This is a genomic window from Demequina sp. NBRC 110054 (assembly GCF_002090115.1).
GTDB lineage: Bacteria > Actinomycetota > Actinomycetes > Actinomycetales > Demequinaceae > Demequina.
In genome coordinates this window covers 2,011,776-2,026,293 of sequence record NZ_BBRK01000004.1, presented here as the reverse complement: position 1 = coordinate 2,026,293, position 14,518 = coordinate 2,011,776, and the positions used below count along the sequence as shown (strand labels likewise).

The 14,518-nt window shown below is 69.5% G+C and carries 10 protein-coding genes and 1 rRNA gene; 4 read left to right on the top strand and 7 right to left on the bottom strand.

What is annotated here, in order from left to right:
* The 7 genes from B7K23_RS09270 to B7K23_RS09240 all read right to left on the bottom strand — a co-directional run.
* Nucleotides 1-204 (bottom strand): 16S ribosomal RNA (locus tag B7K23_RS09270); the annotation flags it as partial.
* Nucleotides 205-916: 712 nt separating this feature from the next.
* The gene (locus tag B7K23_RS09265; protein WP_084126041.1) at nucleotides 917-2,227 is read right to left on the bottom strand and encodes an aspartate aminotransferase family protein; all 1,311 of its coding nucleotides are present in this window, start codon (nucleotides 2,225-2,227) and stop codon (nucleotides 917-919) included.
* A gap of 9 nt (nucleotides 2,228-2,236) precedes the next feature.
* Nucleotides 2,237-3,355 (bottom strand): glutamate 5-kinase, encoded by a 1,119-nt coding sequence (gene proB, locus B7K23_RS09260; protein ID WP_084126040.1) that lies wholly within the window; start codon nucleotides 3,353-3,355, stop codon nucleotides 2,237-2,239.
* Between the two features lie 63 nt (nucleotides 3,356-3,418).
* Nucleotides 3,419-4,951: a GTPase ObgE gene (gene obgE / locus B7K23_RS09255; RefSeq protein ID WP_084126039.1), complete on the bottom strand. Its 1,533-nt coding sequence runs from the start codon at nucleotides 4,949-4,951 to the stop codon at nucleotides 3,419-3,421.
* 144 nt (nucleotides 4,952-5,095) lie between these two features.
* Nucleotides 5,096-5,350: a 50S ribosomal protein L27 gene (gene rpmA / locus B7K23_RS09250; protein ID WP_084126038.1), complete on the bottom strand. Its 255-nt coding sequence runs from the start codon at nucleotides 5,348-5,350 to the stop codon at nucleotides 5,096-5,098.
* 15 nt (nucleotides 5,351-5,365) lie between these two features.
* Complete coding sequence (gene rplU / locus B7K23_RS09245; protein ID WP_084073647.1) at nucleotides 5,366-5,674, bottom strand: 50S ribosomal protein L21; 309 nt, start codon at nucleotides 5,672-5,674, stop codon at nucleotides 5,366-5,368.
* Nucleotides 5,675-5,838: 164 nt separating this feature from the next.
* Nucleotides 5,839-8,163, bottom strand: a complete 2,325-nt coding sequence (locus tag B7K23_RS09240) for an Rne/Rng family ribonuclease (protein WP_307175797.1) — start codon at nucleotides 8,161-8,163, stop codon at nucleotides 5,839-5,841.
* Nucleotides 8,164-8,677: 514 nt separating this feature from the next.
* Between B7K23_RS09240 and B7K23_RS09235 the strand changes: the two genes are divergently transcribed.
* Genes B7K23_RS09235 through cydC form a run of 4 tightly spaced genes read left to right on the top strand, consistent with a single transcriptional unit; the run spans nucleotide 8,678 to nucleotide 14,508 of the window.
* Nucleotides 8,678-10,147, top strand: coding sequence for a cytochrome ubiquinol oxidase subunit I (locus tag B7K23_RS09235; RefSeq protein ID WP_084126036.1), 1,470 nt, complete (start codon nucleotides 8,678-8,680; stop codon nucleotides 10,145-10,147).
* 12 nt (nucleotides 10,148-10,159) lie between these two features.
* Nucleotides 10,160-11,191: a cytochrome d ubiquinol oxidase subunit II gene (cydB, locus tag B7K23_RS09230; protein ID WP_084126035.1), complete on the top strand. Its 1,032-nt coding sequence runs from the start codon at nucleotides 10,160-10,162 to the stop codon at nucleotides 11,189-11,191.
* Nucleotides 11,192-11,200: 9 nt separating this feature from the next.
* Nucleotides 11,201-12,805: an ABC transporter ATP-binding protein/permease gene (locus B7K23_RS09225; protein ID WP_084126034.1), complete on the top strand. Its 1,605-nt coding sequence runs from the start codon at nucleotides 11,201-11,203 to the stop codon at nucleotides 12,803-12,805.
* Nucleotides 12,802-14,508, top strand: a complete 1,707-nt coding sequence (cydC, locus tag B7K23_RS09220; RefSeq protein WP_084126033.1) for a thiol reductant ABC exporter subunit CydC — start codon at nucleotides 12,802-12,804, stop codon at nucleotides 14,506-14,508. The genes B7K23_RS09225 and cydC overlap by 4 nt, the downstream gene beginning before the upstream one ends.
* Nucleotides 14,509-14,518: the final 10 nt, after the last annotated feature.

Below are 14,518 nucleotides of genomic sequence, written 5' to 3'. Positions count from 1 at the left end.
GACTCTCACCATGCGGTGGAGCCGCTTATCCGGTATTAGACCTCGTTTCCAAGGCTTATCCCAGAGTCTGGGGCAGGTTACTCACGTGTTACTCACCCGTTCGCCACTGATCCACAAGAGCAAGCTCTCGCTTCACCGTTCGACTTGCATGTGTTAAGCACGCCGCCAGCGTTCGTCCTGAGCCAGGATCAAACTCTCCGTAAATGTTCAAACCACGACCCCATCCAAAGACAAGACCGTGAAACCTTTTACGAAAACAATCCGAAGACTGCGTTCGAACCCCGGCATCAAACAAAACATCACTGACATTTCGTTATCTACCAAAGGAATCCCACATCCCCACCACCAAAACTGGCAGCCAGGATGCCGGGAATTAATAATTTGGCATCGACTATGTGGCACACTGTTGAGTTCTCAAAGTTCGGACACGCACCTCACTCAGTCTCACGACCTCGCTCGGGGCAACCCTTCAATCTTAACCATCTTCTCTGACTTGTCAATTCGCCTCATCAGCGAACCGCCAGATCGATGGGAGCTACTCTTCGCTTCGGCCTCTCAGCCTCGCTCGGGGCAACCCTTCAATCTTACCCATCTTCACCGGCTTGTCAATTCAACCCGCCGGATTGTGGGGCGCTGCTCCTCGCTCGACCTCTCAGTCTCGCTCAGCGCAACCCTTCAATCTTACCCATTCTCGCGTTCATGTCAACTCGCCTTGCCGGCTTGTCTCCCGCTTGAGTGGAGGATCTCAATCGTACATCTTGTCGTCCGCCTCAGCGACCGCTCTTCCGGATGTCATTCCGATCTCGTTCCGGGGGAAAACACTACACGTCCGGAGGGGTGGTCATGACCACATCGGTGTAGTTCGAGACCCTTGGAGACGTACGTCCTGGTAATTCTCCCGAAACCTTGCCGAAATCTACGCGTGCGGCACCTGGCGCGCTTCTAGGGCGACCTCCACGTCCGTCAACGCGGCATCCAGGGACGCGACGAGAGAGGCGATCTCCCCATCCGCGATCGTCAGCGGCGGCGCGACGATGACCGCGTCGACGTATCCGCCGGTGGTCGGGTAGACGATCAGCCCGTGCGCCGTGCAGGCCGCGGACAGCGCGAGCGCAGTCTTGCCCTGTGGCCGGTCTTGCGCGTCGAGCTCGATCCCGAGGAGCAGCCCCCTGCCACGCACCTCGGTCACGAGCGGATGCCGCACGGCGATGCCGTCAAGCGCCCCACGCAGCGTCACCGCGGCGGCCCGGCCGCGCGCGATCACATCCTCGGCCTCGAACACCTCGAGCACCGCGAGAGCGGTGGCGGCCGACAGCGGGTTGCCCGCATACGTGTGACCCCCGAGCACCATGCCCGATCCCGCCGAGATCGCGTCGAGCACCCGCTGCGACACGAGCACTCCGGCGATAGGCGTGTAGCCCGAACCGAGGCCCTTGCCCATGGCGACGAGGTCTGGCTCGACAGCCTCGCTCTCGCATGCGAGGACCGTGCCGGTGCGCCCCATCCCCGTCATCACCTCGTCCGCGATGAGGAGCGCGCCGGTCTCCTCGCACAGGTTCTTCAGGCCCTGCAGGTAGCCGGGCGGATGAGTGGTGGCCCCGAGCGTCGCCCCACCGACCGGCTCGATCATCACCGCGGCGAGCGTGCCGGCGTGCCGCTCGATGATCTCGCGCGCCTCGCGCAGCATCTGCGCGGCGTACTCGGCCTCGGTGCGGTCCCCCTGATCGCGCAGCGCATCCCCCGCCGGCAGCGCGGTCATGTCGAGCGCGAGGCCCGCGACCGCTCCGCGGCGCGCGTGACCCGAGGCGGACAGTGCGCCGAGGGTGCTCCCGTGATAGCCGGCGCGTGCGGTCAGGAACGTCGTGCGGTGGGGCCGACCGATCTCGCGCTGGTACTGGAGCGCGAACTGCATGGCCGCCTCGGTCGCCTCGCTCCCCGACCCGACGAGCCATACCCCGGGGAACCCGGTCATCCTCGACAGCCGCGCGCCGACCTCCTCCGCGGCGGCGCTTGTGAACGCGCCGCGATGCGCGTAGGTCACCTTGACCGCCTGGCGTGCGATCGCGGAGGTCACGTGCGGGTGGCTGTGGCCGATCGCGCTGACGACGGCGCCCGAGCACCCGTCGAGGTAACGGCGGCCCTCCGCGTCCCAGAGCCACACCCCCTCGGCCCGCTCCACGACGGGCGGGGTCGCGCCCAGGGCGTTGTGGATCAGCGGACCGGTCACATGCGCCTCCTACAGGACGACGAGGTGGTCGATGTGGATCAGCTCGCGTGCGTAGTGATCGCCGAGCCGCTCCCCTAGCGCATCGGTGCTGAGGCCCTTCATGCGCTCGGCCTCCTCCGCCGAGAAGCCCGCGAAGCCGCGCGCCACGAGAGTGCCGTCCACGGAAAGCAGGTCGACGGGCTCCCCCGCCTCGAAGTGACCGCGGATCTCGACGACGCCGGCGGCGAGCAGCGACGCGCGTCGGCTCATGACCGCACGGACCGCACCATCGTCGAGGACGATGCCTCCCCGTGTGCGCGCTGCGTGCGCGAGCCATTGCAGCCGGGTCGTGTCGCGCTTCCCCGTCGGCATGAAGAGCGTGCCCACGTCCGCGCCCTCCAGCGCGGCCCCCGCATCGTCCGCGCGCGCGAGCACCACGTGCACGCCCGAGGTCGTCGCGATCGAGGCCGCCTCGACCTTGGTGATCATCCCGCCAGTGCCGACCGCGGAGCCGCGTCGGGAGATGTCGATTCCGCCCAGGTCCTCTGGACCGTGGACGACGGAGATCCGGTGCGCGCCGGGAGTTCCGGGCGCCGCGGTATAGAGCGCGTCGACGTCGGTGAGCAGGATGAGCGCATCCGCGGCCATCGCGGTCGCGACGAGCGCGGCAAGCCTGTCGTTGTCTCCGAAGCGGATCTCATCCGTCGCGACGGTGTCGTTCTCGTTGATGATCGGCACGACGCCGAGGCTCAGCAGCGATTCAAGCGCGCGCCTGGCGTTGCCGTAGTGCGCGCGGCGCACCATGTCGTCGGAGGTGAGGAGCACCTGGCCCACGTCGAGCCCGTGTCGGCCGAAGGCCTGCGTGTACGCGTGGATCAGCTTGCCCTGGCCCACCGACGCCGCGGCCTGCTGCAGCTCGAGATTGGTGGGACGGTGCTCGAGCCCGAGCGGGCCGATGCCCGCGGCGATCGATCCCGAGGTGACGAGGATGATCTCGCGTCCGCCCGCCGCCTGATGCGCGAGCACGTCGACGAGCGCGCCGAGGCGGCCCTTGTCGAGGCGGCCCTCATCCCCGGTGAGGGACGAGCTGCCGACCTTGACCACGATCCGGGAGGCGCGCGCGACCACGTCTCTCAGGTGCTCGCTCACGTGCCCTCCCCTGCGGTCGCCCGTCGCGCGTCACCGAGGGACGATGCGACGCCCCCTATCGTGTCAGAGTTCGTCGTCGTCCTTGGACGGATCGGTCCAGTGTCCCGCGTCGCGCTCGGTCCACAGCTCCTTGCGCGCCTCGGTCTTGGCGTCCATCCGCTCCTTGTGCTCCTGGCGCTTCTCGGCGCGGGTCGCGCGGTGCGAGCGCTCATGGTCCTCGATGCGCAGGTCGGAGCCGCGCTGGCCGAGCAGCTCGGCGCCGGACGCCATGGTCGGCTCCCAGTCGAAGACGACGCCGCCGTCGCGCGGGCCGATCACGACCTCGCTGCCCGGGACCGCGCCCGCGCGGAAGAGCTCCTCCTCGACGCCCGCGCGCGCGAGCCTGTCCGCGAGGTAGCCGACGGCCTCGTCGTTGGCGAAGTTGGTCTGGCGCACCCAGCGCTCGACCTTGCCTCCACGCACCTGGTAGTAGTCCTCGGCGCCGTCGCGGACGTGCTTCACGGTGAAGCCGGACTCGTCGACGGCCTTGGGGCGCAGGACGATGGGCGCCTTCTCGATCACCGGGATCTTGGCGCGCTCCTCCTCGACCATCGCCGACAGCGCGAAGCCCAGCTCTCTCAGGCCCTCGTGGCTCACGGCGCTCACCTCGAAGATCGGCATGCCGAGGACCTCGAGGTCGGGGCGCACCATCTCGGCGAGCTCGCGGCCGTCCGGGATGTCGACCTTGTTGAGGATGATGATCTGCGGACGCTCCGCGAGGGGCACGCCGCTGATCGCGTCGTCCGTCGAGTAGGCGCGCAGCTCGCCCGCGATGACCTGGAGGTCCTTCAGGGGGTCGCGGTCGCTCTCGAGCGTCGCGGTGTCGAGCACGTGCGCGATCACCGAGCAGCGCTCGATGTGGCGCAAGAAGTCGTGTCCGAGGCCCTTGCCCTCGGACGCGCCTTCGATCAGCCCCGGCACGTCCGCCATGGTGAAGCGCTTGCCGCCGGCCTCGACGACGCCAAGGTTAGGCACGAGCGTCGTGAACGGATAGTCGGCGATCTTGGGACGCACGCGGCTCATCGCGGCGATCAGCGAGGACTTGCCAGCGCTCGGGTAGCCGACGAGGGCGACATCCGCGATGGACTTGAGCTCGAGGACGACCGAGGCCTCCTCGCCGGGCTCGCCCAGCAGCGCGAAGCCGGGGGCCTTGCGCTTCTGCGTGGCGAGCGCGGCGTTGCCGAGCCCTCCGCGACCGCCCGCGGCGATGACCATCTCGGCGCCGTCGCCCACGAGGTCCGCGAGGAACTCTCCCTCGGACGACTTCACGATCGTGCCGTTGGGGACGCCGAGCACGAGGTCCTCGGCGTTCGCGCCGTGGCGCATGTCTCCCGCGCCCTGCTTGCCGTTGTCCGCGCTTCGGTGCGGCGCGTGGTGGTAGTCGAGGAGCGTCGTGACCTGGGGGTCGACGCGCAGCACGACGGATCCGCCGCGGCCGCCGTTGCCGCCATCGGGACCGCCAAGCGGCTTGAACTTCTCACGGTGCACGGACGCGACGCCGTGCCCACCCTTGCCAGCGGCGACGTGCAGGGTCACCCGGTCGACGAAGCTCGCCACGGCGTCTCCCTTCTTCGTGTGCCGTCACCGGCAGAGGTCCGCGTCCGCCCTCGGCGCGACGCGTCGGCTCTGGTTCGAGCCTAGATACAGGTCAGGGGCGCTGCCTGTCGGCGCGCCCCTGAACTGAGATACGACTGTGTGCGGTTACTCGCCCGCCACGACGTCGACGACCTTGCGGCCACGACGCTGGTTGAACGCCACCGAGCCGGCGGACAGGGCGAACAGGGTGTCGTCCTTGCCGCGGCCGACGTTCTCGCCCGGGTGGAAGTGGGTGCCGCGCTGGCGGACCAGGATCTCGCCCGCGTTGACGGCCTGGCCGCCGAAGCGCTTGACGCCGAGGTACTGCGGGTTGGAATCGCGACCGTTGCGCGAGGAGCTCGCGCCCTTCTTGTGTGCCATGAGTGATCTCCTCGCTTACTTGATGCCCGTGACCTTCAGGCGCGTGAGCTCCTGACGGTGACCGATGCGCTTGCGGTATCCGGTCTTGTTCTTGTACTTGAGGATGTCGATCTTCTCGCCGCGCTCGTTGCGCACGACCTCGGCGGTCACCTTGACCTTGCCCAGCGCCTTGGCGTCCGAGGTGACCTTGTCACCATCGACGAGCAGCACGGGGGCGAGCTCGACGGTGGAGCCGGCCTCGGCCTTGAGACGGTCGACGACGATGACATCGCCCTCGGAGACCTTCTCCTGGCGGCCACCGGCCTTCACAATCGCGTACACCATGATGTGTCTTTCCTCTTGAAACTCGTGGTCGTGGATCCTGGTCGGATCCTGTCCTGCCGCAGCCGCTCCCCAGAGGGCGCAGGCAGGGCTTTGAGGCGCTGTCGCGCCGACAGTCTAGATTACCCGCTGCCCCCGACGTCGGTCAAACCGACGCGCGAGGTTTCTCATTCCGTGGGCTGCGACTCCTCGGTGTAGCCGTCGAGCGGCCCCTCGGGAAGGTCGATCTCGATGACCGGGGTCTCACCCTCGGGGTGCTCGCCCTCGTGGTGCGCCTTCTCGGCCGCGGCCGCGATCGACGCGAGGGTCGCCTTGACCTGCGCCCGAGCGTCCTCGCGGTCGTCGAGCGCGTGGGTCTCGCCCTTGGCGGGCTCGGAGTGCTGGTGCTCCTCCTGCTGCTTCTGGGGGGCGTTGCCCTTGCCCGAGCGGTTGCGTCCGCCGCGCGAGCGGCGCGCCTCGGGCTGCTTCTCACTCGCCTCGGCCACGGGCTCGCCGTGGACCAGGAAGCCGCGGCCCTTGCAGTGGTCGCAGGTCTCGGAGAACGCCTCGACCAGGCCCTGGCCGACGCGCTTGCGCGTCATCTGCACGAGCCCGAGCGAGGTCACCTCGGCGACCTGGTGCTTGGTGCGATCGCGCCCCAGGCACTCGATCAGACGACGCAGGACGCGGTCGCGGTTGGACTCGAGCAGCATGTCGACGAAGTCGATGACGATGATGCCGCCGATGTCGCGCAGCCTCAGCTGGCGGACGATCTCCTCGGCCGCCTCGAGGTTGTTGAGCGTCATCGTCTCCTCGAGCGTGCCGCCCTTGCCGACGAACTTGCCCGTGTTGACGTCGATGACGGTCATCGCCTCGGTGCGGTCGATCACGAGCGAGCCTCCCGAGGGCAGCCAGACCTTGCGGTCCATGCCCTTGGCGAGCTGCTCGTCGATGCGGCAGTCAGCGAAGACGTCGCCCTCGGCCGTGTACTTGTGCAGGCGCTCGACGAGGTCGGGGGCCACCTGGTGCACGTACATCGACAGCGAGTTCCACGTGTCATCACCCTGGATGGTGAGCGAGTCGAAGTCCTCGTTGAAGATGTCTCGGACAACGCGGATCGCCATGTCGGGCTCGCCACGCAGGAGCTTGGGCGCCTTGCCGGAGCCGGCCTCGTCCTGGATGGTCTGCCACTGGCGCTTGAGCCGCTCGACGTCGGCGCGCAGCTCCTCCTCGGAGGCGCCCTCGGCCGCGGTGCGCACGATGACGCCGGCGTCGGACGGGATCACCTCGCGGAGCAGCTTCTTGAGGCGTGCGCGCTCGGTGTCGGGAAGCTTGCGGGAGATGCCGGTCACGCCGCCCGCGGGGACGTACACGAGGAAGCGGCCCGCGAGCGAGATCTGCGACGTGACGCGCGCGCCCTTGTGGCCGATCGGGTCCTTGGTGACCTGCACCATGACCTGGTCGCCCGGCTTGAGCGCGAGCTCGATGCGCTTGGCCTTGCCCTCGAGGCCGGCAGCGTCCCAGTTGACCTCGCCGGCGTACAGCACGGCGTTGCGGCCGCGGCCGATGTCGACGAACGCCGCCTCCATGCCTGGCAGCACGTTCTGGACGCGACCGAGGTACACGTTGCCAGCCATGGACTGCTGCGCCTGGTGGGAGACGTAGTGCTCGACGAGCACGTCGTCCTCGAGCACGGCGATCTGGACGCGGTGGTCCTTCTCTCGCACGACCATCGAGCGCTTCACCGACTCGCGACGCGCGAGGAACTCTGCCTCGGAGATCACGGGGCGGCGACGCGAGCCGTCGCGGTTGTCGCGGCGGCGCTGGCGCTTGGCCTGCAGACGGGTCGACCCCTGGAGCTGGTCCTCGGACGAGGACGAGGAGGACGACGAGGAGGAGCCGGAGCGCGAGCCGCGGCTGCGGCGGCGGCGGCGGCGGGACGAACCGCCCTCGCCGGACTCGCCGCTATCGCCATCGGAGGAGTCGGACCCCGACTCGGAGGAGTCGGCCTGGCCCTCGGACGCGTCGGCGCTGTCATCGGCGTCCGACTGCTCGGCGGCGGTCTCGCCACCGCCCTCGCCCTCGGGACGCTTCTTGCCCCGACCGCGTCCACCGCGGCGGCGACGACGACGGCCGTTGCCGGCGCCCTCGCCCGACTCGCCGTCCCCACCGTCGGCGGCGGGAGCATCGTCCCCGCCCGAGGCCTCGGGCGCGGAATCGGCCGACTCGGTGGTCTCGGCCGGCTGGCCGCCGTCCTGGGCGTCCGTCTTGGGCTTCTTCTTCTTGCCGCCCGACTTCTTCTTGGGCTTGTCCGCCTTGGGCTGGTCACCCTTCGAGTCGTCGGACTTCGATGCGGACGATGCGGCGGCGGGCTCGGCCTTGTCAGCCTTGGGCTCCGCGGGCTTGGTGTCGACCTGCGGCGGTCCCGCGGGTGCCGAGGCGCGGCGCGGCTTCGGCGGCTCGGGAGCCTGGAAGACGAGTGCGGCTGCGGGTGTGGCGTTGTCCTCGCTCAATGCGGGTACCTCAAGGTTCAGGTCGGCCACACCCGACCTCGAACGTGTCGTCGGTCGCGGATCACTCTCTGTGACCGCGGAAGTCTGTCGGTCGCGGCTGACAGCGGCGCTGTGCGTGCGCCGCGCCCCCGATGTCGCCGCGTGCGGCGGTAGCCGTGCGGGACCGTGTCAGGACCGGCGGCAACGCAGTCGCTGCGTCTGTCGCGCGGTTTGCACCCGGTGTGGACGGGTGCTGACCTGCGGACCATTGTGTCACAGACGTCCCAGAATTCACAGGACACGCGCGCGAGGGCGCCCGAGCCATGGCCCCGCCGGAGGCTCCGGGCGGCGCCACGCGCGCCGAAGGACACGAACTGGTCACGGCCCGCCGTGCCGGTGGCACTCGGTCCCTGAACTTGGGATGCTGGGGGCATCGCGCCTGGGCCCCGACGGAAGGTCGGGACCTTGGTCCCGTGGTGGGACGATCGTCCCCTCGGTAGTTTTTCTTGACGCATCTACAAAGGAGGGCACTGGCATGGAGGCGCTCGAGCTAGCCCGGTGGCAGTTCGGTATCACCACCGTCTACCACTTCGTCCTGGTCCCGCTCACCATCGGCCTGTCCGTCCTCGTGGCGATCATGCAGACGGCGTGGGTCCGGACCGGAGACGAGAAGTGGCTCAGGCTGACGAAGTTCTACGGCAAGCTGCTGTTGATCAACTTCTCGCTGGGCATCGCGACCGGAATCGTGCAGGAGTTCCAGTTCGGCATGAACTGGTCGAACTACTCGCGCTTCGTCGGTGACATCTTCGGAGCGCCGCTCGCGATGGAGGCGCTGCTCGCGTTCTTCCTCGAGTCGACGTTCCTGGGCCTGTGGATCTTCGGATGGGACAAGCTGCCCAAGAAGCTCCACCTCATGACGGTGTGGGCCTTCGCGATCGGCTCGACGCTGTCGGCCTACTTCATCATCGCGGCGAACTCCTGGATGCAGCACCCGGTCGGTGCCGAGTACAACGAGGAGACCGGCCGCGCCGAGATGACCTCGATCCTCGAGGTGCTCACGAACAACACCACGCTTGCGGCGTTCCCGCACGTGATCTCGACCGCGTTCCTCGTGGCCGGCACGTTCGTCGCGGGCATCGCGGTCTACTGGATGGTCCGCAGGCACCGCGAGGACTCCGCGCACCCCGATCTGAACATGTACCGCACCGCCGCCCGTTTCGGCGCCTGGGTCATGATCCTCTCGGGCGTCGGCGTGATCATCTCCGGTGACGTCCAGGGCAAGCTCCTCGCCGAGCAGCAGCCCATCAAGATGGCCGCGGCCGAGGGCCTCATGGAGACCACCTCGTGCGCCCCGTTCTCGCTGCTCGCGATCGGCAACCTCGCCGGCGACGAGCCCGAGTCGGTCACGCACCTCATCGAGATCCCGTGCTTCACGTCGTTCCTGTTCACGAACGACTTCAACGCGGAGATCCCCGGCCTGTACGACCTCCAGGAGCAGTACGCCGAGACGTATGGCGCGACGGACGCGAACGGTGAGGAGATCACCTACCGCCCGAACCTGCTGGTGACCTACTGGTCGTTCCGCCTCATGATCGGCCTCGCGGTGTTCTCCGCGGCGCTCGCGCTCACAATCCTCTGGTTCACCCGCAAGGGCGGCTATACGACCAAGCCGTGGATGAAGACCCTCGCGCTCGTGTCGCTGCCGATGCCCTATCTCGCGGCGAGCTTCGGCTGGATCTTCACCGAGATGGGACGACAGCCGTTCGTGGTCGCCCCGAACCCGACGGGCTCCGACATGGTGTTCCTGCTCACGCAGTCGGGGTACTCCCCCGGCGTCTCCGCGGGCGAGGTCGCGTTCTCGCTGGTCGTGTTCACGCTCGTCTACGGAGTGCTCGCGGTCTTCTGGTACCGCCTCCTGCACCGCTACACCATCGAGGGCGCCCCGCAGGTCGAGGAGCCCACCGTCGACGAGGACGGCTCCAAGCCGCTCTCCTTCGCGTACTAAGGAGCCGCCATCATGGATCTCGCACTCGTCTGGTTCCTCCTCATCGCGGTCCTGTGGACCGGCTACCTCGTCCTCGAGGGCTTCGACTTCGGAGTCGGCATGCTCATGGGCCTGCTCGCGAAGAACAACAAGGAGCGCCGCGTCGCGCTCAACACGATCGGCCCCGTGTGGGACGGCAACGAGGTGTGGCTGCTCACCGCGGGAGGCGCCACGTTCGCGGCGTTCCCCGAGTGGTACGCCACCCTGTTCTCCGGCTTCTACCTGCCGTTGCTGCTGATCCTCGTAGCGCTCATCGTGCGCGCCGTGGCGATCGAGTACCGCGGCAAGATCAACGACGAGAAGTGGCGTCAGCGCTGGGACTGGGCGATCATCGGCTCGGCCTGGATCCCCTCGATCCTGTGGGGCGTCGCGTTCGCCAACCTCGTGCGCGGCGTGCCGATCGATGAGGTCGACGGCAACCTCGAGTACGTCGGCAACTTCTTCGACCTGCTCAGCCCGTTCGCGCTCCTCGGCGGCCTCGTGACGCTCGCACTCTTCCTCACGCACGGCGCGATCTTCCTCGCGCTCAAGACCTCGGGAGAGTTCTCGCAGCGCGCGGCCGATTTCGCCAAGAAGGTGTCGATCGCCTCGCTGCTGATCGCAGCCGTGTGGGCGATCTGGGCCCAGCTGGCCTACTCGGAGCCGTGGACCTGGGCGGCCGTCGTCGTCGCCGCGCTCGGCCTCGTGGCAGTCGTGTGGTTCTCGCGCACCGAGAGCTTCGGCAAGGCGTTCATCGCGAACTCGGTGGTCGTCGTCGGCGCCGTCGTGCTGATCTTCGGCTCGATGTACCCCGATGTCATGCCGTCCTCGATCGACCCGTCGCTGTCGCTCACGGTCGACAACGCGTCGTCCTCGGACTACACGCTCATGGTGATGACGTGGGTCGCGGTGATCATGACCCCGATCGTCCTGGCCTACCAGGCCTGGTCGTACTGGGTCTTCCGTCGCCGCATCAGCACCGACCACATCCCCGAGCACAACGAGCTCACCTTCCTGAAGAAGTAACCTCATCGAATGAAACCCATCGATCCGCGCCTGGTCGTGCGGATCGGCCCGGCCCGCCGCTACATCCTTGTGACGGCGGGCCTCGGCCTTCTCACGGCCCTTCTCGTCGCGTTCCAAGCGTTCGTCATCGCGCGCCTGCTCGCACCGCTTCTGGCACCGTCCCCGCTCACCGAGGACGGGCTCGGCTGGGTCGGCGTGCTCGTGCCCGAGTCCGCCCGCGAGCTCGCGGTGGGGCTGCCACTGCTCGCGACGGTCGTGGCGTTGCGCACCGCCGTCTCGTGGGTGCAGGAGCGGCTCGCGCACCGCGCGGGCTCGCGGGTCATCTCCGAGCTGCGCTCCCAGGTCGTCGAGCACGCCGCGGCGATGGGACCGAGGTGGATCGCGTCGGGACGCGGGGCTGAGGTCGTCACCGTCGTGACGCGCGGCCTCGATGACCTGCTCCCCTACTTCGTGCGCTACCTTCCCCAGCTGGGCCTCGCGGCCACGCTCACCCCGATCCTGCTCGTGCTCGTGCTCGGGCTCGACTGGATCTCGGCGCTCATCGTGGGACTCACGCTCCCCCTGATCCCGATCTTCATGATCCTGGTCGGCCTCGTCACGCGAGAGAGGTCCGCACGCCACCTCGAGGCGATGCAGACGCTCGGCACGCGCACGCTGGACCTCATCGCTGGAGTGCCGACGCTCAAGGCCCTCGGCCGCGAGAACGGTCCCGCCGCGCGCGTGCGCGAGCTCGGGGAGGCCCACCGCAAGGCCACCATGGGCTCCCTCCGTGTGGCCTTCCTGTCAGGGATGGTCCTCGAGCTGCTGACGACGCTGTCCGTCGCGATCGTCGCCGTGACGATGGGCTTCCGCCTCGTGGCGGGCGGGGTCGGGATCGAGACGGGGCTCGCGGTCCTCATCCTCGCGCCCGAGGTCTACCTGCCGCTGCGCAACGTCGGCATGCACTTCCACGCGTCGGCGGACGGCCTCGCGGCGGCCGACGCCGCGTTCGAGATCCTCGACGAGCCGATCCCCGCCGCCGGCGGCGACGCTCCGGCGCCCGAGGTCTCCACCGGCGCGCTCGTCGCCACAGGCCTCGGCGTGCTCACGCCTGACGGCCGACGCGAGGCCCCGTGCGGCGCGACGATGCGCTGCGAGCCCGGCACCGTCACCGCGGTCGTGGGCCCGAACGGCTCGGGGAAGTCGACGCTCCTGCTGGCCCTCGCGGGCCTGCTGCCCGCCACCTCGGGCACCGTGACGCTCGAGTCCGATGCGGGCTCCGCGCCGGTCTCGCGTGACGGCAAGGTCGTCGTGGAGCTGGACTCGTGGACCTCGCAGATCGCGTGGGTGCCGCAGCGCCCGGACCTCGGGCCCGAGGGACGACGGCTGTCGCTCGGCCAGCGCCAGCGCAAGGCTCTCTCCCGCGCGCTCGCCTCAGGACGGCCCCTCATCCTGCTCGACGAGCCGACGGCACACCTCGACCCCGCCTCGCGAGCCGAGGTGGTCGCACAGATCCGCGCGCTCGCCGACGCCGGGGCCACCGTGGTCGTGGCCACGCATGAGCCCGACGTCGTCCGCGACGCCGAGGCGGTGCTCACGGTCGAGTCCCGCACTGCCGAGGAGGTCGACGCATGACCGCCGCGAGCCACGTGAGGGTCGACTCGACCGGAATCGTCGGGGAGGGCCGCGCGCTCCGCGCCGCGCTCCGCGACACCGGGGTGCGCCCCTGGCCCGTCATCCGCGCGACGCTCGCGGGGACCATGGCGCTCGGCTCCGCGGTCGGACTCTCGGCCGTCGCCGCCTGGCTCATCGCGAAGGCCGCCGAGATGCCCTCGCCCGCCGACCTCGCGCTCGCCGCGGTGATCGTGCGCTTCTTCGGCATCTCACGCGGGCTGTTCCGCTACCTCGAGCGCCTCGCGAGCCACGACACGGCGCTGCGGGGCATGGTCGAGCTGCGCGAGCGCACGTACGAGCGGCTCGCCGCCGCGGGCGCGGGACGCGTGCTCACCCTGCGGCGCGGCGACATCATCGCGCGTATCGGCACCGATCTGGACGCCGTCGGAGACGCCGTCGTGCGCGCGATCATCCCTACCGGGGTGGCCCTCACCGTGAGCGCGATCTCGGTCGCGATCGTCGGCGTCATCCTGCCGGTCGCCGGCCTCGTGCTCGCGGCCTGCCTGATCCTCGCCGGGCTGGGCACCGCGGCCCTCACCTCGCGCCAGGCCAAGGTCGCGGCCGAGGCGGGCGTCGCCGCGCACGCCGAGGTCGCCACCGCATCGCTCGCGGCGATCGAGTCCGCCGCCGAGCACCGGATCTGGGGCACCACCGACGAGTCCCTCGCGGAGGTGCGCGCGGCCAACGCGAAGGCCGAGTCCGCTCTCGAGGCCGAGGCGCGGCCCGGCGCGGCCGCCGCGGCCCTGCTCACGCTCAGCCAGGGCCTCGCCGTCATCGGCGGCGTCTGGCTCGCCGTCGTCGCGATCGGCGCCGGCACCGTGTCGGGCCCGTGGGGCACGGTCGTCGCGCTGCTTCCGCTCGCGGCGTTCGAAGCCGTGGGAGTGGTGCCCGCGGCCGTGCTGCAGCTCCACCGCTCGCGCGCGGCCGCGCGCCGCATCGAGGAGCTCGCGGCGCCGCTCGAAGGCACCGCGTTCGCTCAGGCGCGCGACTCCGAGCCCACCGACTCCCCCGACGCGACCGCCGCATCGTCCGTGTCCGAGCTGAGCCTCGACGCGCTCTCCGTGGCCTGGCCCGGCATGACCCCCACGCGGCCGCTCACCGAGGCGCTCCACCCCGGGCAGACCCTCGCGATCGTGGGACCGTCGGGGATCGGCAAGTCGACGCTGCTGCTCGCGATCGCGGGCGCGATCCGCCCCCACGGTGGTGCGGTCACGCTCGATGGCGCCCCCGTGACGCCGTCGGACACTGGCCATCGCATCGCGCTCACGTCAGAGGACGCCCACGTGTTCGGCACGACGGTGCTCGAGAACCTGCGGGTCGCGCGAGGCGACGTGACACCCGCCCAGGCGCTCGACGCCCTCGACACCGTGGGCCTAGGCCCGTGGATCGCCGCGCTCCCGGACGGGATCGACACCACGATCGGCTCGGGCGGGCACACGGTGTCCGGAGGCGAGCGGCGTCGCCTGCTGCTCGCGAGGACGATGCTGCACCCGGCCCCCGTCCTCCTCATCGACGAGCCCGCCGAGCACCTCGACGCGGCCGGGCAGGACGCGCTCCGGTCCGTCGTCCAGGCTTTGACGGCGCAGGGCCGTATCGTGGTCCTCGTCACGCATCACGAGTCCCCGCTCGAGTACGCGGAAAGGCGGGTGGACCTGCGTGAGTGAGGAGAATCAG